The sequence below is a fragment of the Hymenobacter seoulensis genome (assembly GCF_054780535.1).
In genome coordinates this window covers 430,341-451,485 of record NZ_BAAGWD010000001.1, presented here as the reverse complement: position 1 = coordinate 451,485, position 21,145 = coordinate 430,341, and the positions used below count along the sequence as shown (strand labels likewise).

At 57.9% G+C, this 21,145-nt stretch carries 20 protein-coding genes; 12 read left to right on the top strand and 8 right to left on the bottom strand.

Annotation, left to right across the window (positions count from 1 at the left end):
* Positions 1 to 49: 49 nt before the first annotated feature.
* On the bottom strand, positions 50 to 676 hold the full coding sequence (locus ACYVHC_RS02020; RefSeq protein ID WP_460611987.1) for a hypothetical protein: 627 nt from the start codon (positions 674 to 676) through the stop codon (positions 50 to 52).
* A gap of 201 nt (positions 677 to 877) precedes the next feature.
* On the opposite strand from ACYVHC_RS02020, the gene proC reads away from it, so the two are divergent.
* The 4 genes from proC (at position 878) to ACYVHC_RS02000 (ending at position 4,944) form a co-directional block, all read left to right on the top strand.
* Positions 878 to 1,681, top strand: coding sequence for a pyrroline-5-carboxylate reductase (gene proC, locus ACYVHC_RS02015; RefSeq protein WP_460613122.1), 804 nt, complete (start codon positions 878 to 880; stop codon positions 1,679 to 1,681).
* Positions 1,682 to 1,854: 173 nt separating this feature from the next.
* Positions 1,855 to 3,102: a bifunctional 3,4-dihydroxy-2-butanone-4-phosphate synthase/GTP cyclohydrolase II gene (locus ACYVHC_RS02010; protein ID WP_460611986.1), complete on the top strand. Its 1,248-nt coding sequence runs from the start codon at positions 1,855 to 1,857 to the stop codon at positions 3,100 to 3,102.
* A 173-nt stretch (positions 3,103 to 3,275) separates the two neighbouring features.
* A complete protein-coding gene (locus ACYVHC_RS02005) occupies positions 3,276 to 4,031 on the top strand; it encodes a hypothetical protein (protein WP_460611985.1) in 756 nt (251 codons plus the stop codon).
* Between the two features lie 76 nt (positions 4,032 to 4,107).
* Entirely contained in the window at positions 4,108 to 4,944 is an 837-nt protein-coding gene (locus tag ACYVHC_RS02000; RefSeq protein ID WP_460611984.1) for a hypothetical protein, read from the top strand.
* Between the two features lie 87 nt (positions 4,945 to 5,031).
* Here ACYVHC_RS02000 and ACYVHC_RS01995 read toward each other — a convergent pair whose 3' ends face one another.
* From ACYVHC_RS01995 to ACYVHC_RS01985, 3 genes are all read right to left on the bottom strand, one after another.
* Complete coding sequence (locus tag ACYVHC_RS01995) at positions 5,032 to 6,765, bottom strand: M14 family metallopeptidase (RefSeq protein ID WP_460611983.1); 1,734 nt, start codon at positions 6,763 to 6,765, stop codon at positions 5,032 to 5,034.
* A gap of 142 nt (positions 6,766 to 6,907) precedes the next feature.
* The gene (locus ACYVHC_RS01990; RefSeq protein ID WP_460611982.1) at positions 6,908 to 7,342 is read right to left on the bottom strand and encodes a DoxX family protein; all 435 of its coding nucleotides are present in this window, start codon (positions 7,340 to 7,342) and stop codon (positions 6,908 to 6,910) included.
* 112 nt (positions 7,343 to 7,454) lie between these two features.
* Entirely contained in the window at positions 7,455 to 8,144 is a 690-nt protein-coding gene (locus ACYVHC_RS01985) for a hypothetical protein (RefSeq protein WP_460611981.1), read from the bottom strand.
* Between the two features lie 135 nt (positions 8,145 to 8,279).
* Between ACYVHC_RS01985 and surE the strand changes: the two genes are divergently transcribed.
* Positions 8,280 to 9,155: a 5'/3'-nucleotidase SurE gene (gene surE / locus ACYVHC_RS01980; protein ID WP_460613121.1), complete on the top strand. Its 876-nt coding sequence runs from the start codon at positions 8,280 to 8,282 to the stop codon at positions 9,153 to 9,155.
* 166 nt (positions 9,156 to 9,321) lie between these two features.
* Positions 9,322 to 10,065: a TIGR04283 family arsenosugar biosynthesis glycosyltransferase gene (locus ACYVHC_RS01975; protein ID WP_460611980.1), complete on the top strand. Its 744-nt coding sequence runs from the start codon at positions 9,322 to 9,324 to the stop codon at positions 10,063 to 10,065.
* Positions 10,066 to 10,113: 48 nt separating this feature from the next.
* On the opposite strand, the gene ACYVHC_RS01970 is transcribed toward ACYVHC_RS01975, so the two are convergent.
* Both ACYVHC_RS01970 and ACYVHC_RS01965 read right to left on the bottom strand, forming a co-directional pair.
* Positions 10,114 to 11,673 carry a glycine betaine ABC transporter substrate-binding protein gene (locus ACYVHC_RS01970; RefSeq protein WP_460611979.1) on the bottom strand — a complete coding sequence of 520 codons (1,560 nt, stop codon included), beginning with the start codon at positions 11,671 to 11,673 and terminating at the stop codon, positions 10,114 to 10,116.
* On the bottom strand, positions 11,670 to 12,731 hold the full coding sequence (locus tag ACYVHC_RS01965) for an ABC transporter ATP-binding protein (RefSeq protein WP_460611978.1): 1,062 nt from the start codon (positions 12,729 to 12,731) through the stop codon (positions 11,670 to 11,672). The genes ACYVHC_RS01970 and ACYVHC_RS01965 overlap by 4 nt, the downstream gene beginning before the upstream one ends.
* Before the next feature lie 109 nt (positions 12,732 to 12,840).
* On the opposite strand from ACYVHC_RS01965, the gene ACYVHC_RS01960 reads away from it, so the two are divergent.
* The 4 genes from ACYVHC_RS01960 to ACYVHC_RS01945 all read left to right on the top strand — a co-directional run bounded on the left by ACYVHC_RS01960 (position 12,841) and on the right by ACYVHC_RS01945 (position 16,759).
* Positions 12,841 to 13,836, top strand: a complete 996-nt coding sequence (locus ACYVHC_RS01960; protein ID WP_460611977.1) for a DUF1028 domain-containing protein — start codon at positions 12,841 to 12,843, stop codon at positions 13,834 to 13,836.
* A 48-nt stretch (positions 13,837 to 13,884) separates the two neighbouring features.
* The gene (locus tag ACYVHC_RS01955; RefSeq protein WP_460611976.1) at positions 13,885 to 14,466 is read left to right on the top strand and encodes a histidine phosphatase family protein; all 582 of its coding nucleotides are present in this window, start codon (positions 13,885 to 13,887) and stop codon (positions 14,464 to 14,466) included.
* Positions 14,467 to 14,639: 173 nt separating this feature from the next.
* On the top strand, positions 14,640 to 16,043 hold the full coding sequence (locus tag ACYVHC_RS01950) for a zinc-binding metallopeptidase family protein (protein ID WP_460611975.1): 1,404 nt from the start codon (positions 14,640 to 14,642) through the stop codon (positions 16,041 to 16,043).
* 164 nt (positions 16,044 to 16,207) lie between these two features.
* The gene (locus ACYVHC_RS01945; protein ID WP_460611974.1) at positions 16,208 to 16,759 is read left to right on the top strand and encodes a 2'-5' RNA ligase family protein; all 552 of its coding nucleotides are present in this window, start codon (positions 16,208 to 16,210) and stop codon (positions 16,757 to 16,759) included.
* Between the two features lie 120 nt (positions 16,760 to 16,879).
* On the opposite strand, the gene ACYVHC_RS01940 is transcribed toward ACYVHC_RS01945, so the two are convergent.
* Positions 16,880 to 17,113: a hypothetical protein gene (locus ACYVHC_RS01940; RefSeq protein ID WP_460611973.1), complete on the bottom strand. Its 234-nt coding sequence runs from the start codon at positions 17,111 to 17,113 to the stop codon at positions 16,880 to 16,882.
* A gap of 413 nt (positions 17,114 to 17,526) precedes the next feature.
* Positions 17,527 to 18,360: an OmpA family protein gene (locus ACYVHC_RS01935; RefSeq protein WP_460611972.1), complete on the bottom strand. Its 834-nt coding sequence runs from the start codon at positions 18,358 to 18,360 to the stop codon at positions 17,527 to 17,529.
* A 167-nt stretch (positions 18,361 to 18,527) separates the two neighbouring features.
* On the opposite strand from ACYVHC_RS01935, the gene ACYVHC_RS01930 reads away from it, so the two are divergent.
* Together ACYVHC_RS01930 and ACYVHC_RS01925 are read left to right on the top strand one after the other, a co-directional pair.
* The gene (locus ACYVHC_RS01930) at positions 18,528 to 20,276 is read left to right on the top strand and encodes a S8 family serine peptidase (protein WP_460611971.1); all 1,749 of its coding nucleotides are present in this window, start codon (positions 18,528 to 18,530) and stop codon (positions 20,274 to 20,276) included.
* A complete protein-coding gene (locus tag ACYVHC_RS01925) occupies positions 20,273 to 20,998 on the top strand; it encodes a hypothetical protein (RefSeq protein ID WP_460611970.1) in 726 nt (241 codons plus the stop codon). The genes ACYVHC_RS01930 and ACYVHC_RS01925 overlap by 4 nt, the downstream gene beginning before the upstream one ends.
* Positions 20,999 to 21,145: the final 147 nt, after the last annotated feature.

Sequence of the window (21,145 nt, the reverse complement as noted above, 5' to 3'; positions counted from 1 at the left end):
CTAGTACTACATGCAAAAAGGGGAGCTCACCTGAGCTCCCCTTTTTCGTTTACATCTCAGCCAGCTTCTCTAGGTTTATTTGCTTGGCTACTGATTCTACCAGCGCTAAGTCGCTCTGTTTGTCGGCGGAGACTTTCACCAGAAAGCGACCCCCAACGGCCAGCAGTATTTCCGCCTCCCGATCCTTCTTGCGGTAGGTTTCCATGCCGGAGGCGCCTTTAATGCCGAGGGAAGAGGATTTGGTAATCTGGTCGTCGTCCTCGCTTTCCAGGCCCAAGCCTAACATGGCCGAGGCGCCCTGGTACATCTGATTGGCCCCGTTGTAGTCAATAAGCTCGGTTTTTACCGTTACGCTGTCTTTCGTGAAGTCGCGGCCCGCGGTGGAGAAGGCAATACCGCTCATTTTCATCGACTGGCCGGTGGGGTTGGCCGCGGTAAAGCCGCTCACTTCCGTTGGCAGGTACGCCTGCAAGTCTTTGTACGGCAACGAGAGGGTGTCGCCGCGCTTTTCGCGTTCTTCCCGCTGGGTTTTGGCCTCATCCATGGATGTTTCTAATCTTTCGCCGGCATCTTTTAGCTTCGAGATGGCCGTGTACGATTCTTTCGCTTGTTGAGCCTGTTCGCAGGCCGTAGTTAGGAGCGAGGTGCCCAGCAGCAGAGTTGCCAGTTTTTTCATAGCAGTTAGGTAAGAAAATATATGAGGACGGAAATATATAGGGAAAACATGATTAACTCATCGGTACAGCATTTATAGCCGGTTGAGCCAGGAGTCCTTTTGGCAGTAAAAGACTCTTCCAACTCCGGGTTTCTCATTATTCCTGCTTATGTTGAGCCAAAGGCCCTAGTAGAGCCCCTTTATCTTTCCTCTATGAAACCACTGCGCATTGCTATTCTGGGGTGCGGCAATATGGGCATGGCCTTCGCCAAGTCCTTTCTGCACTACAACCTAGTGGCCCGCCCCGATTTGCTGTTGCTGGGCCGCCACCTCGACCATTGCCAGCGCCTGGCGGCCGCGCATCCGGGTTTGCCAACCGCCGAGCTCACTCCGGCCGTGGGCACGTATGATGTAGTGATGGTGGCAGTAAAACCGCAGGATTTTAGTAAGATAGCCGAAGGCTTACGCCAGGTAGTGCAGCCTGAACAGGTAGTGGTATCCATCATGGCCGGCATCCCGATTGCTAGGCTCCAGCGCGAGCTACACCACCAGCAGGTGCTGCGCGCCATGCCCAACACCCCGGCGCTGCTGGGTATGGGCATTACCGGGTTTTCGGCTGCGCCGGAGGTAGAGCGCAGCCGCCTGCACCAGGTAGAAAACTTGCTGAATGCCACCGGGCGCTCTATTTTCTTGGAAGATGAAAGCTTGCTAGACGCCGTAACGGCCGTGAGCGGCAGCGGCCCGGCGTACTTCTACTACATCGTGCAGGCCATGATGCGGGCGGGGCAGGAGCTGGGTTTCTCAGAGTCAGTGGCTAGCTTGCTGGTGAAGCAAACCATGCTCGGTGCCTATCATCTGCTGAACACCTCTGATAAATCGCCGGATGAGCTGATTGCCGCTGTGGCCTCAAAGGGCGGCACCACGGAAGCGGCCCTGCGTGAATTTACTGCCGGCGGCCTGGCCGAAACGCTAACGGCGGGTATAAAAGCGGCCCAGCACCGGGCCACAGAGTTGGCGCGGGAATAGGGGGTAGCGGCAAAAAGGGGGTGAGCAGAACAGTGAATTTACGTTCTAGGGCTTTGCACCCGTTCACATTCGTAACTTCGCGGCACTGTTGCTGGTTGTAGCGGCAGCTTCGTGCGAGTTCCCGCCGGAACAAAATCCGCGAAAACCCTTTAATCCGTTTAAATCCGCGATTCATGCTGGATTCCATAGAAGACGCCATTGCCGATATCCGCGCCGGCAAGGTAGTGGTGGTAGTGGACGACGAAGACCGTGAAAACGAAGGCGACTTCATCTGCGCCGCCCGTTGTGCCACCCCCGAAGTCATCAACTTCATGGCCACGCACGGCCGGGGCCTGGTGTGTGCTCCGCTCATTGAGCAGCGCTGCGAAGAGCTGGGCCTGGAGCTGATGGTAGGCCGCAACACGGCCCTGCACGCTACTCCGTTTACCGTGAGCATTGACTTGCTGAAGAACGGCGTGACCACCGGCATTTCGGCCTCCGACCGCAGCAAGACCATTCTGGCCCTCATCGACCCCGATACCAAGCCTGAAGAACTAGGCAAGCCTGGCCATATTTTCCCGCTCAAAGCCCGCAAGGAAGGTGTATTGCGCCGTGCTGGCCACACCGAAGCGGCCATTGACCTAGCCCGCCTGGCGGGGTTTGAGCCCGCTGGAGTGCTAGTAGAAATTCTGCGCGAAGACGGTGAAATGGCTCGGTTGCCCGAGCTGCGCGAGGTAGCCACGAAGTGGGGCCTCAAGCTGATTTCGGTACAGGATCTGATCAAGTATCGCCTCGAAAAGGAAAGCCTGATCGTTCGTGAAATAACCGTGAAGCTGCCCACCGATTACGGCGACTTCGACCTGATTGCCTACACCCAGCGCAGCACCAATGCGCAGCACTTGGCTTTGGTGAAAGGCGATATTTCGGGCCCTGAGCCGGTGTTGGTACGCGTGCATAGCTCCTGCGTAACCGGCGACATCTTCGGTTCCTGCCGCTGCGATTGTGGCCCCCAGCTACACCGCGCCATGCAGCACATCGAGCGAGAAGGCCGTGGCGTGGTGGTGTACATGAACCAGGAGGGCCGCGGCATTGGCCTGCTCAACAAGCTGCGGGCCTACAAGCTGCAGGAGCAGGGCCGTGACACCGTGGAAGCCAACATCGAGCTGGGCTTCGGCATGGATGAGCGCGACTACGGCGTGGGTGCCCAGATCATCCGCGACCTGGGCATTTCCAAGATGCGTTTGCTCTCCAACAACCCCCGCAAGCGCACCGGCCTGATGGGCTATGGCCTTGAGATTGTAGAGTCAGTAGCTATTGAGGTGGAGCCCAACGCCCATAACGAGCGGTACCTGACCACCAAGCGCGACAAACTCGGCCACACCATTTTGCACAAAGACCGCTCTCCGCACCCGGATGTGGATGCCACCCTAACCGGGCTGTAACGAAAAATCCTTTGCCGAGCTACTCTTAGCCCCGACTTGCTTTATGCCAAGTCGGGGCTTTGTTATTCGGTGCAATTGTGCCTTATTACCTTTCTAAAGACAATTACTTACAGGATTGAGATATGAAAAGGGTATTGCTAGGCGTATTGCTAGGTAGTTCTTGCGTGCCAAGCATGGCACAAACGCTGAGCCGAAGCTTTGCTGGATCAGTCGTAATTCTGCACTCAGGCGATACCTTGCGCGGACCGCTTACGTTTTTCCCTGAGCGTGAAACCGCTATTGTTACCTTACCTGATTTATCTCGGCGCACATTTACCCCAGCCAACATCCGTGCCTTTGTTGTAAAGGGTGAAATAGGTAACTCCCTCACTGCTAATCCTGTTCCGGATAAATATTTTTTGAAAGGCGAGTTAAGCGGGCTGGCAGCGGTGTATAGCAATCCGGCAAGCCCCTTCTTACAGCAGTATCTCGAGAAAGGTACAAACCGCTTATTCTTAACGTATCGATGGCCAGCCAAGCAAATCAGAAGTCGTAAAGCCACGTTAGGTTTCTTCGAAGTGTTAACTACTGGTACTATAATGCTGCTGCAAAGAGAGCGAGAAGCGGTAAACATCAAAAGAGAAACCCAATATGGGTATCAGAGCGGATTGCTAAATTATTATGGAAGCAAGCTAACCCGAAAAGACCCTGTTCTTGTTAAAACTCACACCGTAGAAACCAGCCGATCTTTGGAGGCACAGTTCTACCTGTCAATACCCAACCTCAAGTTGGTTTATTTAGAGAATCCACGCAGAGATATTTTAACTCACTTTCCAAACCGGGCCCAGCAACTGGATGCCTACGCTCAACAACAAAGTTTGTCTTGGACGGTGCCTTCCCAGTTGGCTCAAATAATTACCCATCTTGATACGCTAGAGGCAGCGCTCTAATCTGCTGCTTTGCCTGATGTGCGCTGTTGGGAACAAGCTAGTGGTTTATGCCGTTGCAAAAGTGTATATCAACGGTATGAACTCCCGCTACCTCTCCCAGACCCACCAACGGATACGCTTATGGCGGCGTTGGCTACTTGTGTTGCTGTTACTCTCGTCGTCGTTTGCTGCCCTGGCACAGCGCGGCGGGCAGGGCTTCACGCAGCAGTTCAACCAGGCCACGGTGCTGCTCAGCACCGGCGACACCATTGCCGGTCCGCTGGCTTTGCACACCTCCGAGGATATCCTGACCATGACCATGGCCGACAACACGGTACGTACCTTGCCGGCCGTGAACGTGCAAAGCTTTGCAGTGCAGGGCGAGCGGTACAACCGCAGCCGGGAGCGGTTCTACTACGATGACTTTTACTCCATGCGGCAGGGCTACTACTATGGCAACCCGTTCTTTAACATGATGCCGCCGCCGCGCCGCCGTGAACTGCCCGATACGGCATTGGTGCGCGTGTTCCGGACCTACCGCTGGAACCGCGACAACGACTACAGTGACTTCCGGGCCCCCGGCTTTTTCGAGCAGCTCAGTGGTGGCCCCATTATCCTGTTGCGGCGTGAAGGGCTGATTGAGCGCCCCGTAACCTACAACGGCCCCTATGGCTACGGCGGATACGGCTATGGCGGCATGCCGGGCCGCACCGTAGGGTACTACACGGATATAAAAGACAACTTTTTCCTGGGTTTGCCCAATGGCAACGTGCTAGCACTGCGCAACCCCAAGAAAGACCTGCTGGCGTACTTTCGCACCCATTCGCGCCAGATTGAGCAGTACGCCAAGCAAAACAAACTCAGCTTTACGGAAGCCCGCGAGCTGGCGTACCTAGTGAATTATGCCAATTCACTAGGTCAGAACAAGCCGTAAACCGCTTAGGTGCTAACCAGAAAAAGGCCCTTCTTACTTGTAAGAAGGGCCTTTTTGCTATCAATGGGCCTAGTAATTGAGTAGTGCCTACAGCACGCGCAGCACCGGGTAGCGCAGGTGCGATGCTTCGTAGTGGTCTGACTGGCGGTACACCCAGTCGAGTTGGGCGGCGGCGCTGGCGGCAAAGGCAGGTTCGGCTTTCTTTTTGGCTTCCAGCTGCGCCCGCAGCTCGGGTTTTTGGCGCAGCAGCTCGGCAGCTACATCTTCAAATACATAGTCAGAGAAGTATTCCTTCTGCTGCAGAATGCTGTCAAAAAAGCCCCAAGCAAAAAACGAATCGGTGGCTTGGGGTTCAAGGGTTTCGATGAGGTAGCGAGCCGCCGGTTGGCTTAAGCTAACCACGTAGTCGCCGCGCAGGAAGGGGCGGGCCTGGCGCACGGTGCGCACTTGCACCTGCGTGTGCAGGTAGTGCCCTTCGTACGGGCGCGGGCCGGTTTTGTAATCCTGAATGTAGTACACCTCGCCCGTAATGGTGGTATCGCTAGGTAGCTGGCGTAGCTGAACCCCCGACAGGCGCAGGCGCTCTACTACCTCGCCCCACGCTTGCGGAATAACGTAGGCCTGCGGCCGTTGCACCGTAGTAGTCGGCCGGAACGTGTTGTAGTACGGTATGGATTTGGTGAAGGGCGCTTTGCGGTCGTAGTAGAGGCGGGGCAGGCCGCTTACTTCACTAGGCTTGGTTTTGCCTGCAAACCCTCGGAACTTAAACTGCTCCGCCGCGGTCGTGTCGAGCTTCCAGCCCAAGGCAAACTGCTGCTGGGTTTGGGTTTGCTGGGCAGCGGTGGCGCGGGCTTGTGCAATAGCGGCCCCATCTTGGTGCACTGTCCTGATCAGCAAATCCAGGAAGTCATACGTCACCTTCACGCGGGGCGTGTAGGCTTTCAGCATGTGGGTTTCCGTCACAAACCCGATGGTGTTGAACAGGGTGGTGTAGCCAGTAGAGTAGCGCGGCGTTTCCAGAAAACCTACTAGGCCCCGGGCATCTGGTGTGCGGCCTTCAAAGTCGACGTAGGGCGTGAGGTACCACTTTTTCTTGTCCATGCCGCCGTACAGAGCCGGCAACAGCTTTTGCTGCATGTACTGGCTCAGGGCCGGGTGCAGCTTGTCTTTCTGCGTGGCAATGAGCGTCATGGTGTACTGGTAGTCAGCGCCGTTGGAAGTGTGTGTGTCCACGTAGATATCGGGCTGCCAGCGCTGAAACAGCTGCGCAAACGCCCGGGCATTGCGCGAGTCCTGCTTGATGTAGTCGCGGTTCAGGTCGAGGTTGCGGGCGTTGCCGCGGAAGCCGTAGCTCTCGGGGCCGTTCTGGTTGGTGCGCGTGGTGGAGTTGCGGTTGAGCGAGCCATCCACGTTATATATCGGGATGATGACCAGCACTACATCTTCCAACTGGCGGCGCAGCTCCTTTTTCTGTACGTAGTCGCGGGCCAGGGCCATGCTGGCATCAATGCCCTCAGGCTCGCCGGGGTGAATGCCGTTCTGGATAAACACAATGCGCCTACCCTTGCTCCGGACCGAAGCCGGCTCGAAATCACCATCCAAGGATACCACCACCTCGTGCAAGGGCCGGCCGCTGTCGGTGCTGCCTACTTCGCGAAGCTGGATTTCCGGATAAGCCGCATCCAGCTGCTGGTAGTAGCTAATGCACTCGGCGTGGGTAGTGGTGGTGTTTCCGTTGCCTTTTTCAAACGGCGTACGCCAGTCGGGAGCCGCCAGGGCAGGTACCGCCAGCAGAAGGGAGGAGAGAAGAAATGAGAACATGCAGGAAAGGAATAATGACCCGCCAAGGACGCGGCGCGCGGGCAGAAGGTGGCTTGAAAAAAGCACATCCTGAGCATGTGCGCCGCAAAAAAGCGCCGACTGCTCAGGATGAAATAGCAAAGCCGGCGGTAACCGGGAGCGGTTAGTACAGGCGGCGCGGGGCCGGAAACAGCATTTGGTCGAGGCTGTAGCGGCCGGGGCCGGCAAAGGCTAGGCCCAGGAACAGGAAAGCGGCTTCCAACGCGTGCGAGTACGCATTGAAATTGTCGCCGCTGTGCAGGTGCATGATGGTGGCCATGATCATGGTGGCCAGCAGCAACCCGCAGGCAAACCGGAAAAACAGCCCTACGGCAATTAACTGCCCGCCCACGGCCTCCGCCGCCGCCGCCAAAAAGCCCCAAAAAGCCGGCGCGAAGTTGATGCCTACTATTTTCATGGCCCCGCCTACTTGGGTCCAGGCTTCCGGCCCACCAATGAGCTTGGGGTAGCCATGAATGGTAAACATAATGCCGATTCCCACGCGGAGAAGCAGTAGCCCTAAATCGTGGGTTCGGTAACGGTTTTCAAACAGGGCCATAGGCGGGAGCGGGCCGGGGCATGTAGGTTCAACAATATGGATGTATCTGAATACATCCGGCGTTGCCAAAGTACAATATTTGTGGCGCAATGCAACATCCCCTCACCTGCAGCTACCGGTAAAGTAATACCCCCGTGATACGAGCCGCGGGCGGAATGTCGGCGGAGCTCATCTCCTCAGGGTGCTTGGCCGGCAACGACTTGGGGTCGACTACCCAGGCCATTTGCACCTCGCCGGACACTGCGGCAAAGCCCGCCGGCGTGTTGCGTACCTTCGTCAGGCCCAGATTCTGGCGGGCGGCCCCGAACGGCGAGCCCACACCAATGCCTTCCGCCGTGCGGTATTGTGGGTCATAGATGCGGATACGGCGCAGGATAAAACCGTTTGCAGAGTCGCCGATAAGATGCAGGATAGTGGGCGGCGCGTCGGGCTTCTGGGCGTCGCGCATTTCGTAGGCGGGCAGGGTCTGGCCTTTGTCCTGATAGGTAATGGCGCGTAATAGCTGCGCCGGTACTACAGCTTTGATTTTGGCTTCGCGCATGCCTAGGCGCAACCGGCCAGCGCGCCCTGGGCTCAGCAGGTGCAAGGAGTCGGGGGTAGGCGCTCCGGTAGGGCTATCGGGAAGGCTGGCGCTTTGCGTTATAGGGGAGGCGGTGGGTGCTGTTTTGCCGGCCTGCGGCACGAAAGGAGGCGTTTCGGTGCCCGCGCCTGCCCCAGTGGTTTTGGTGTCGCAGCCAGTGAGCGAGCCCACCACGGTGCTAGCCATCAGGAACGTGTAAAAGGGTAGAAAACGCTGTAGCATGGCCCCTATACGAAGCACAACAGGGAGTAGTTGAAAACCCGGCCGGGGGCAGCGGCGTTACCTACCTGAGCTGCGCCCGTGCTCGCCCCAATGTGGTGCTTACTTTTGCGGCGTTGTTTACTTCACTCAACTTTACTGCCTGTGTCTGCTGAAGCTTCCAAACCGCTTATTCTTATTTCCAACGACGACGGCATTACCGCTCCCGGCATTGCTACCCTGGTGCGCGTCATGCGCCGTATTGGCGAAGTAGTGGTGGTAGCACCTAACTCGCCGCAGTCGGGAATGGGGCACGCCATCACCATTGGTACTTCCCTGCGCCTCGACTCAAGTACACTCTTTGAAGGCATTGAAGCCTATGAATGCAGCGGCACCCCCGCCGACTGCGTGAAACTGGCCAAGCACCACGTGCTGAAGGACCGCCGCCCCGATCTGGTGGTTTCTGGCATCAATCATGGTTCCAATTCCTCCGTGAACGTGCTGTATTCCGGTACCATGTCGGCGGCTATTGAGGCGGCTATTGAAGGCCTTCCTGCCATCGGCTTTTCCCTCTGCGACTACGGCCACGGCGCCGATTTTTCGCACGTAGAAGAGTGGGTGGAGCACCTTTGCCGGCAAGCATTGGCGCACGGAATTCCGGAAGGCGTGGCGCTCAACATTAACATTCCCAAGAAGTCGGCGCAGCCCATAGCGGGTGCCCGCCTGTGCCGCCAGGCCCGGGCCAAGTGGCAGGAAGAGTTTGACTTGCGCCATGACCCCTACAACCGGCCTTATTACTGGCTGATTGGCAACTTTGTGAACCAGGACCAGGGTCAGGATACCGATGAGTATGCGTTGTCGCAGAACTATATTTCCATTGTGCCCTGCCAGTATGATCTGACGGCGCTGTATGGCCTGCGCGAAATGAACGCCTCCTGGGACCTGAGCCCTACCAAGGCCGGCCACGCCCCAGATGCGCCACACCTGGGCAGCGCCCAACCAGGCCCCGGCGAGTCAGCAGAGGGACTAGGCTAACCAGAGCGCTAAACCGCCCCAAGGCCCGACTACACACACTGCGTAGTCGGGCTTTTTGGTGTGAAGTCCTGCCACATCTGGCCCCGTAAAAATGGTAAGGGTGCCAGTCGAAACCTACCTGACCACCAGCTACTTAAGCAAGAGGCTGGCTTGAAATTAGAAAATAATGGTTCTTGCAGCTTCATCCGTCGTTTCTGCAGTGGCTTCCGGTTCTCCATTTCTCAGCATCATCATTCCTACCTACCAGGAAGCGGCGGGCATCACCGGCTTGCTCCAACAACTGCGCAGGGAGGCAGACGATACGGTGGAACTGCTTGTGGCGGATGCTACTAGCCCCGACGGAACCGCCAACCTGGCTCGGGCTGCCGGCGCTAGGGTGGTAGAGTGTCCCAACCGGGGAAGGGCAGTTCAGCTCAACCAGGGGGCTAGGGCCGCACGGGGGCAGGTGTTATATTTTCTGCACGCCGATACGGTGCCGCCGGCTGGTTTTCTGGCTCATATTACAACGGCGCTGGAAACAGGGGCCGGCAGTGGCTGCTTTCGATTGCGCTTTGATCATGAACATTGGTTTTTGCGCCTGAATGCCTGGTTTACGCGCTTTGATGTAGATGTCATTCGGTTCGGCGACCAAAGCCTGTTCGTGAAGCGCGAGGTATTTGAACAAGCCGGCGGCTACCGCGAGGATCTGGTCGTGATGGAAGACCAAGAGATAGTGCGTCGCCTGCGCCGGGCCGGCGAGTTCCGGGTAGTGCCGCATGCCGTAACTACCTCGGCCCGCAAGTACCTGGAAAACGGCGTGTTTCGGCTGCAGGCAGTGTTTACACTTATCGCCCTGCTGCATTGGTTGGGCGTATCTCAACCCAAGCTGGTGAGCATCTACAGGCGCCTGATCCGTCAGGACAAAATCTGACAGCAGGAAAGCTGCGCGCTCACAGCGTGTGCCACTAAGCCAGCAGCCTTATTTCAGGAAGGCGCTGAGTTCCGATACGGTGGCAATGCCGAGCTGCTTGGCCTGCTGGCGGCGCATAAGCAAGGCATAGGTGTTGTTGAAGCCCAGCGGGGCCAGCCACTCTAGGTGGTAGCGGCGCCGGTACTCCTGCCGCACATACCGCAGCACCGCCTCCGGGGTAGGCCCCAGGGAATCGAGGGTGGCGGGGGAGGGCTGCAACACCACCAGCAGGCCGGTGCCGGTGTATTCCGGATACATGTCGATGGAGCCCGTACGCAATGCCTCCGCGCAAATTACGGTGCCGCCCAATCCGGTTTTAGCTTCTACGCCTAGCGCAGTATACCCCCGAATCAAGGCCGTGTACAGTTCAATAAGTATGTACTGCTCACCAAATATCTTGGAGCCGAGCCGAATAGTGGCGCCGGTAGCGGGCTGGGGCTCGTGCCACAACCCGCGCTGCCGCAGAAAATCCTGGGCCACGGCGCGGGGCGTTTCGTGGCGAAAGTCAACCCGGTAGTTTAGCTCCGTCATCACCGAGTCAGAAAGTTGCCCGGCGAGCCGGCTAAGTGCCGCTCCCAGCTCCGGGTGCTGACTCAGTACCTGCTCCCGAATAACAGGCGCCGCCTGGTAGGGCGGAAAAGCGTGGCGGTCGTCGCGCAGTACTTGCAGATCGTAGGCCTTGATCCGGCCATCGGTGGAGTAGCCGTCAATCAAATCTACATCGCCGTGGCGGGCCGCTTCGTACACCAGCGCGGGGGCCAGCACCACGGAGGCGGGCTGCAACCCATAGATGCGTCGCAGGCCCGGCAGCCCATCGGAGCGCCCCACAAACTCGGGACTGAAACCGGCCAGCAGCTTACTAGAGGCGCGGGGCAGCAGGTAGAGGCCCGTGAGCAGGGGTAGGGCCACAGCTAGGGCCCGGCCGGCCCGCATCAGCTTGCGGCCCGAAAGCCGTTGGATGGCGGCCAGGCCTGCATCAAACCCCAACGCCAGCAGCGCGGCCGGAATGGCGCCGGCCAGAATCATGGCGGAATTATTAAGGGCAATGCCGCCGAAAATAAATTCGCCTAGCCCCCCGGCGGCAATATACGCGGCCAGCGTGGCCACCCCCACATTGATAACCGCCGCCGTCCGAATTCCGGCCAGCAGCACGGGCAGCGCCAACGGCAGCTCTACCCGCCGCAACAGTTGCCCATCCGTCAGGCCCAGGCCCCGGGCTGCATCCACCACCGCCGCATCTACGCCTCTAATTCCGGTGAGGGTATTGCGGATAATAGGAAGCAAAGAGTAGAGAAACAACGCCAGAATAGCGGGTCCCGGTCCGATGCCCAGGGCCGGAATCAGGAAGCCCAGCAGCGCAATGCTTGGAATAGTTTGCAGAATACCTGCTCCGCCCAGCACCCACGGCGCCAGCCGCGGCTGCCGCGAAAGCAGCAGCCCCAGCGGCACGCCCACCAGCACCCCCAGCACCAAGGAGGCGGCCGTCAGACCGATGTGCTGGAGCGTTTGCTGCCCTAGTTTATCGGCTTGGGCGTACCAGAAAGCAAGAAGCTCCGACCACATTGTCATGCTACAGAAAGGCGTTGGACGGCTCGTCCGAAGGCAGCCATCAGGGAAGAATAAGTAAGCTCAATCGAGAGGATTTGGCCGTCAGAGGAGGCTAGTCGGATTCCCAGTTGCGGCTCCGGCGGTGTAGCATTTTCAGGAGGTGCTGCCGGAGCTAATGAGGAGGTTACTGAGTTAAGCAGCTCTAGTAGTGTATGAACTGATACAGTAGGTTCTACTAGTCTGTAATCTGATTTGTAGTTGTTTATGTAATAAATATCAGATGCGTTTACTAGGTCTGTCAATACGTCAGAGAGCCGGATGGTGTGCAACTGCAGGGTAAGTCGCTCGGCTTCAAAGAAGCGCTGCACGAAGTCATTGGCGGGCCGGAACAGTAGTTCCCTAGGGGTGCCCAACTGCTGAACCTGTCCCGCATCGAGCAGCAGAATCTGGTCGGCCAGCTCGAAGGCTTCCTGTACATCGTGGGTAACCAGCACCACGGTTTTTTGCTGCAGCTCCGGCAGCTCCCGGAACTCCCTTCGGATGCCCGTGCGGGTGATAGGATCAAGGGCCCCAAAAGGCTCATCGAGCAGCACAATGGGCGGGTCGGCGGCCAAGGCCCGGGCCAGCCCCACGCGTTGCTGCTGCCCGCCGGAAAGCTGATGCGGATACTGACCCGCGAAGCGCGCCGGCGGCAATTGCAGGCGGGTCAGTAGCTCCTCAGTGCGGGCTTCAATCTGAGCCGCATCCTGGCCTAACAGCCGCGGTACTACCCCTATGTTTTCGGCTACGGTGTAGTGCGGCAACAAACCCACTTGCTGGATGACGTAGCCCATGCCGCGCCGTAGCTCCTCTGGGCGCAGGCTGCGTACGTCGTGGCCGTTCACGTGCACTGTACCGCTATCGGGCTCCACCAAGCGGTTTAGCATGCGCAGCAGGGTAGTCTTGCCGCAGCCGCTGGGGCCCAGTAACACCAGCGTTTCGCCGGCCTGGAGCTCAAACGATACCTCGTGTACCACCTGATGGGAGCCGTATTGCTTGCTGAGGCGGTGGGCCAGAATTCGGGGAGGCGCATGGGTCATGGGGCAAGGTAACGCCGAAGCGCTAACTTCTGCCGGCCTACGGCTAGCTTGCCATGCAGCCTCAACCCCGACCCCGTGTAACTTGCCATTCCAACCACCCCTTTGCCTGATGAAACGAATCCTGCTCTTTCTGACCGTGGCCTTCTCGGGCCTGACCTATTCTGCCGCCGCTCAGGTGTACACCACCTCTGACCCACTGGCGCATACCTACAGCATTGTGGCCCGCGACCCACAAACTGGCGACCTGGCCGTGGCCGTGCAAAGCCATTGGTTTTCAGTAGGAACCAGTGTAAGCTGGGCCGAAGCCGGGGTAGGCGCCGTGGCTACTCAGTCTTTTACCAACAAATCCTTTGGCCCTAGAGGACTGGCATTACTCAAGAGCGGCAAGTCGGCGCAGCAAGCTCTCGATGAGCTGATCAGCACCGACGAGGGGCGCGACGTGCGGCAGGTGGCCATTATCGATAACCAGGGCCGCGTGGCTACGCACACCGGCAGCAAGTGCATTGATATGGCCGGGCATCAGCAGGGCAACCAGTTTTCGGTGCAGGCCAACATGATGCTTAAAAACACGGTGCCGGCTGCCATGGCCAAAGCCTATGAGCAAAACGCGAAGCTACCTTTCGCCGAGCGAGTAGTGTCGGCGCTGGATGCTGCGCAGGCACAGGGCGGTGATATCCGGGGGCGGCAGTCGGCGGCGCTGCTTATTGTGCGGGCCAAACCCGGCGCCGGCATCTGGGAAGACCGCCTCATTGACCTGCGGGTAGATGATGCCGCCGAGCCACTGAAAGAGCTGGCCCGCTTGCTGCGCCTGCACCGCGCCTACGAGCACATGAATGCCGGCGACCTGGCCGTAGAGAAAAACGACGTGCCCGGCGCCATCCGCGAGTATGAGGCGGCCGAAAAACTGTTTCCCCAGAACCTCGAAATGAAGTACTGGCACGCCATCAGCCTGGCCAACAAGCAGCAGGTGCCCCAGGCCATTAAGTTACTAGGTCCGGTTTTCCGGCAAGACCCCAACTGGCGCACGCTCACGGAGCGGCTTCCCAAAGTGGGCCTGCTCACCGTGTCAGCGGCTGAAATGAAGCAAATTCTGGCGGCCAAATAAGCCCCATTCGTCCGTTATCTTTCGTTTTTTCCTAGCTGCGCTGGTTGTATGAACTCTGATTTTTTGGTTTGTCGTCTGAAGGTTTTGCGTCAGGTGCGGTGGTTGCTGCCGGCGCTGCTGTTGTTGGTAGGAGGTGCGTGTGCCGCCTGGCAGCAGAAGGCTAAACCCAAGGCCTATACCACCGTCTATATTGTGCGTCACGGCGAAAAAGACCTCACGCCCGGCCTGGCTGATCCGCTCCTGACAGCGGCCGGCCAGCAGCGCGCCGTGGCCCTGCAGCAAGTGCTGCGCAAACGCCCGGTTAGCGCCGTCTTCTCTACCGAAACCTCCCGCACCCGCGGTACCGTTGAGCCTCTGGCCACCGCCCGCAAGCTCACTATTTTACCCTACAATGCGCGCCAGCTGCCAGAACTGGCGGCCCGCATCCGGCAGGAGTATCCTGGCCAAACGGTGGTGGTGGTAGGCCATTCCAACACCATTCTGGAAACAGCCGAAGCCCTGGGTGCTACTAGGCCCGTGCCCACGGTAAAGGACAATGAGTATGATTACCTGCTGGAAGTAAAAATTCCGCGCGACGCAACCAAACCTCCTACCGCCACGGCCCGCCGGTTCGGGGCGGCCTCGCGCTAGGCATACGGTGGGGGCAAACCTGCCGGTTACACGCTAGCAACCGATTAGCAGTGCCGATGACGGTTTGGCATCCGCGCCACCCTAGTAAGGGTAGCCTGTTTTGTCTGCAACCCCACGGCGCTTTTTGGTTCTATTCACCACGTTTATTAGCACTCCTCTTTCCCCTTTCTTTTATGCGTATTGCTCATTTCCGCCGGGCATTCTGGCTGGCGGCCACTTTGCTGCCCGTGGTTCCGCTGGCGGCCTCGGCCCAAACCGCTGCCTCCTCCAAAATCGACTCCGTAGTTATTCGCAAAATCTATGACGAGGCCCTGGCCCGCGGCGAGAGCTACGAGAATTTGCGCCACCTCACGGGCCGCATTGGCGCCCGCCTGAGCGGCTCGCCCCAAGCGGAGCAGGCTGTGCAGTGGGGTAAATCGGTGATGGAAAAAATGGGCCTCGATAGGGTATACCTGCAGGAAGTGATGGTGCCGCACTGGGAGCGAGGTGCCAAGGAAAAAGCACAGGCCAGAGGCTCAAAAGGCAAAGGCGTGACCCTGAACGTGTGCGCGCTGGGCGGCTCCATTGGTACTAATGGCAAGCTGAAAGCCCAGGTAGTGGAAGTACAGAGCATGCAGGAGCTGGCCGCGCTGCCCGCCGAAAAAGTGAAAGGCAAGCTCGTATTCTTCAACCGCCCCATGAACCCGCTGTACATAGAAACCGGCCGGGCCTACGGCGAAGCCGGCGACCAACGCCGCAGCGGTGCCGTGGAGGCTGCCAAGCGAGGCGCAGTAGGTGCCCTCGTGCGGAGCCTTACCCTGGCCCACGACGACTTTCCGCACACCGGCATGATGAGCTACAGCGACCAGGTAAGCAAAGTACCCGCCGCCGCCCTCAGCACCAACAGCGCCGATGAGCTAAGCCAGCTGCTCAAAGCCGATAACAACCTAACGGTGGAGCTTGAAATGAGCTGCCAGACGTTGCCGGAAGTAAAAAGCTACAATGTGGTGGGCGAAATTAAGGGCTCGAAATACCCTGATGAGATTATAGCCATTGGCGGCCACCTCGATTCCTGGGACTTGGGCCAAGGCGCCCACGACGACGGCACGGGCTGCACCCAAAGCATGGAAGTGCTCCGCTTGCTGAAAGCCTCGGGCCTGCGGCCGGAGCGCACCATTCGGGCCGTGCTGTTTATGAACGAAGAAAACGGCGTGCGCGGCGGCAACAAATACGCCGAGCTGGCCAAAGCCGCCGGCGAAAAGCACTTGGCCGCCATTGAGTCGGATGGGGGAGGCTTCACGCCCCGCGGCTTTAACATTGAGGCCGACCCCGCCACCGTGCGCAAAGTGCAGCAGTGGCAGCCGCTGCTCCAGCCTTACGGCAGCACCGAATTCGGTCCCGGCCACGCGGGCACCGATATCGGCCCATTAAAGGGGCAAGCCAAAGCCCTCATCGGCTTTGAGTGTGACTCGCAGCGCTACTTCGATATCCACCACACTGCCGCCGATACCTTTGACAAAGTAAACCGCCGCGAGCTTGAACTAGGCGGCGCGAGCATGGCCGCCCTGGTGTATCTGCTCAGCAAGTACGGTCTCTAAGCCTCCTTAACGCCCGCAGTGCCTGCTTGCAACTAACGCGCGAATCGGGCAGTATACAGAAAGAGCTCCGTTTTACTGAACGTCGTGGTGAAAGCCAACTGACTCAGTAAAACGGAGCTCTTTCTGTATACTATCACCAAATGGGCCCCCGATGCCCCGGCAGTATGGAGCTGTATCTGATAGCGTTGCTAGCCCCCGAACCCATCAAAAGCGAGGTTTGGGCACTGAAGCAGGAGGTGCAGCGGCGTACCGGCAGCCGCAATGCCACGCGGTTGCCGCCGCATATTACCCTAGTGCCACCGTTGCGCCAACCGCCCGAGTTTGAGGCGCAGTCCGCAGCCGCCTTACGCACCTTTGCTGCCACGCAGGCCGCCTGCCCGCTTCATCTGCATGATTTCGCTTGGTTTCAGAACCGTACCCTGTACGTGCGGGTGATAGAGCAGGAGCCACTGCAGCAGCTGCACGCGGCGCTTTACCGGTGGTGCGCGGTGCATCTGCCCACAGTGCCTAAAGAAACGCGCCCATTTGTGCCCCACATGACCCTAGCCACCCGTGACCTGCCGCCCAACATGGTTCCGGAGCTGCGTCAAGATTTTGCAAGCCGCACGTACCGAGCCAGCGCGGAGCTGCGTGAACTGGTGCTGTACCGGCACGATGGCCGGGTGTGGCAGGAGCGGGAACTTGTGCGTTTAGGCGAGCCAACGCCACCTGCCTAGGTGCTCCTGTTGCTTTACCCCATGCAGAGTACTAGGAGCCTTTCTACCGGAAACCGCGCACGAAAAAGCCTGGCGCTCCTTGCGGGGTGCCAGGCTTTTTTAATACAACTGAACGCGGAATTACTCAGCGCTTACGTTTTTCTTTGGGCGGCCTGGGCGCTTGCCGGTGGCGCTCACGGCGCGGGGCTTACGCTCTTTCTTTTCAATCCGATAGCCGGGCTCCAGCATCGCATTCAGCTCCGTAATCATCTCAGTAACTTTTACTACTTGCTTCCGAATTTGAGTTAGAACTGCATCATTCTCCTCGGCATTCGCCAGAATTTGTTGCAGCTTATTTAGGTCAGCAGTTGCCATGATTTAGTATTTTAATTTATTAGTAAATGAAATTCGGGTCAAAGATGCAGGAATATTTCAGTAGACCAAGCACTAATGCTTGTTGATAGAAAATTATTTGTTTTCTATCTAGTTTCATAAACTACTGAGGTAACCAATACTGATTTTATTTCCAACAAGTACGTGTTTTTTATTTCTGGTACGAGGTAATGTCGTATTTGTTGAAGAATAAATGAAAATAAGTGCAACAAAAAGAATTGAGGTAAACACCTGCTAGTAATATGCAGTGATAATACCTGTTAATAACGGCTTTAGTTCAGGGATTTATCAAGCGGTTTACTAATTGCCTATCAGTGCCTTATAGTGTTATATAAAACAGGAGCGACCTTCAAAAAATCAGAAAGCCGCTCCTGTTGTTACCTATAATAATCAGATTAGTTCTGTTCCAGAATTTGGAAAAGTTCATCCAATTTTGGGGTCAGAATAATTTCAGTGCGGCGGTTTAGCGCTTTATTGGTTTGGGAATCGTTTTGTGCAACCGGAACATATTCAGCCCGGCCGGAAGGCGTTACCTGGGAAGCTGGCAACCCACCCTGCGTCAGAATACGCGTGATTTCAGTGGCTCGCAATACGCTCAGGTCCCAGTTGTCGCGCATGCCGGCGGTGCCTTTCGCAATGGGTACATTATCGGTATGGCCCTCTACCAGCACATTTACATCTTGGTTGCCTTTTAGGGCGGTAGCTAATTTGCTAAGCGCTTCCTGGCCCTTGGGATCTACTTTCGTCGAGCCAGATTTAAATAGCAATTGCTCGGAAAGCGATACATACACTTTTCCGTTTTTTACATTTACCTGCAGGTCCTGAGCATTAAATCCTAGAAGTGCATCGCCCACTTTTTTACGCAACGCTTTTACTGCGGCATCTTTCTGGTCGAGGATGCGCTGCATATCGGCAATGCGCTGTTCTTTGCCGCGCAAATCAGCCGATAGTTGCGAGTTCTCCTGCTGCGCTCCGCTCAGGCTGGCATTTAATTGACTTACCTGCTGGTTTTTGGTAAGCAAACTAGTGCGCAGTGTTTCTTCGTTGCGCGCCTTTTCCTCTTGCAAAGCATTTTTTTCGGCCTGCAGTTGGTCCCGGGAGCGGGAAGTATCCGTCAGTTGAGTTTGCAAGGCTGTGTACTTTTTCTGCGATACGCACCCCGTGGTACTTAGCAAAAAACTTACACCGCACACCGAAGCAAGTACGGGCGAAAATTGAAAATATTTCATGTGAAAAATAGTAAGCAAAAGGTAAAGTACCCGTACAACGAAGCACATCCGTTGCGAGTTACGGTACTAGCTGGCAAACCCGCATAGGCAGAAACAAGCAGCCAGGTAATCGGCAGTTTCTTGTACCTTCGATACGCAAGATTTTTCTTTTTATAGCTCGGTTGGGTTTGCGTTTGATTTTTACATTACTGGTCGTGGCACTAGGCTGCGGCGGGCTCGGAAGCGGTGACGCGGTGGCAGGTACTAGCCCCGCAGAGCCGTCAAGCCGATACTGGGTTACCTTCCGGGATAAAGCGGGCCAGCAGTTGCAGCCGGCAACCTACTTCAGCGCCCCAGCTCAGGCCCGGCGCCGGCGTCAGCACCTGCCCGCCTCTGATAGCACCGACCTTCCGGTGCGCCCCGACTACGTCGCCCGCGTGCAGGCCCTGTCGGATACCATTACCTTGGTTAGCCGTTGGTTTAACGCCGTTTCCTGCCGGGCCACACCTGCTCAGGCAGCTGCCTTGCGGCAGGTACCGGGCATCCGGAGCGTGACGGCTTGGCCGCAAGCAGATTTGGTGGTGGCGGCGCGGCCCCGCTCTTCATCTGATAAAATTAGGCCGCTGACTGCGTCCGACCGTTCGTTGGCCCGGCGGCAAACGGCCAGCTTAGGCGCTAGCTCGTTTCAACAGGCTGGCCTGGATGGGCGCGGGCTGCGCATTGCCATTTTCGATGTGGGTTTTACCGGCACCGACCGCCACGCTGCTTTTGCGCACTTGCGGCGGCGCAATGCCATTGTCGCTACCTATGATTTTCTGCACAACCGGCCCGATGTGTACCGCGGGGGAAGTCACGGCACCGAAGTTCTGTCCTGCATAGCTGGTCGCCTGCCTGATAGTACCCATTTGGGCCTGGCCACCGGAGCCGAGTTTCTGCTGGCACGTACTGAGCAGATGTACCGGGAAAAGTACGCCGAGGAAGAAGCCTGGCTAGCCGCTGCCGAGTGGGCCGACCGCAACGGCGCCGACATCATCAACTCCTCCTTGGGCTACACCGCCCGGCGCTATTTTCCGGAGCAGATGAATGGGCACACCAGCTTGGTGGCGCGGGCCGCTGAGTTGGCCGTGCGCAAAGGTATGTTGGTGGTAAACGCGGCCGGCAACGATGGGGAAGACCCGCAGTGGCGCATTGTGGGCACGCCCGCCGATGGCGACTCTGTGCTGGCCGTAGGCGGGGTAGCCCCGGATACCTATCTGCACCTCGATTTCAGTAGCTACGGGCCTGCTTCCGGCAAGCGGCTAAAGCCCAACGTAGCCGCGTTTGGAGTTGTTATTGCGGCCACACCAGGCGGCGGCTACGAGCGCACCGAAGGAACCTCATTTGCCAGTCCGTTAGTGGCGGGTTTTGCGGCATGTGTCTGGCAGCAGCAGCGCGAGCTTACGGCCATGCAGCTATTCGAGAAGCTACAGAAGTCGGCGCGGCTTTATCCGTATTATGACTACGCCCACGGCTACGGTATACCGCGCGCTTCCTTTTTTACTACGCCGCCGGCTGCCGCGCCGGTTTCCTTTGATATGGTGAAGCAGGATACAATGCTGGCTGTTATCATTCGGCCAGAGGCGGCGCACATACCGGCCCGCACGCTGCCTTTAGTTGCTGATTCAACTCAGGCTACCAAAGCCCTCAAAGCGGTGGCTGCCGTAGGGCAGGAGCCGACCCGGCCCGTCATCGCCCTGCAACCCGAGGCTGAAACCAGCACTTCCCCCACACAGTATCTGTACTGGCAGTTACTTGACAAAAACGGAGTGTTGCGTCAGTATGAGGTGCTGGAGGTGCAGCAGCGTGCGGTGTTGCAGGTCCCGTTGCGCCGCTTGCTTCCGGGCTACGCCGTTCGGGTGCATTACCGCGGGTACACGCATACTTATTTAGCCCCATGAGGCAGTCTTTTATACCCTCGGCGCTGCTGCTAGCCCTGGTAGCGGCTGCAACCCCCTCGGCCCAAGCCCAGCGGGTGGTGCTCCGCGAAGTTCCGGCTACCGATTCCGCCCAAGTGAAGTACGGGCCTAACCGCGCCTTTTTCCGGCATGTGTATGTGGGCTATACCCCCGTGGTGGGTAGGGCCAGCGGCCCCGGCGCCGATTTGCACTACTTGCAGTCGGCGGAGTTTGTGCTTGGCGTGCGCCACAAGTACCGGCTAACCCGGGGGCTGGCCGCGGGCTTTGATCTGCGCCTGGCCCGGCTAGGGTATCATTTGCAGCAAACCGATACGAAACTGCTGCCAACATCCGCGCAGCATCATTCTGAGTCGTTGAACCTTACGCAGCTGCACCTGGAGCCGTACGTGCGCTTTGGCTACGGCCGGCGCGGCAACGTAATCGGGCACTACCTCGACCTGAGCGCGTGGGGCGGCTATGCTCTGGGCGCGTCGCATCACTATGAAGACCGGCCTGGCACCGGCGGGGGTAAGCGCACCATCGTAACGGAGAAAAGCCTCGACTACGTGCGCCGCTGGCCGTATGGGCTGGGTGCGCGCCTTGGTGCCGGCCGCTACGCCGCCACTGCCCGCTACCGGCTTTCTGATACTTTTACCTCTGGTGCCAATCCAACTTTCCCGGAGCTGCCTCGGTGGCTGGTGGGGTTTGAGCTAGGCCTGTTCTAACGCCAAAGCATTCTCCATTAACACTACGTAGTATTTTGCCTTTACCGTAGCAGCCGCAGGCAGGGCGCGGAGGCTTGGTATTCAGGTTTAATTTCCTTTATTACTGCACAACCTGCAGCGCGTTTTTGCGGTACACGACATCACTAC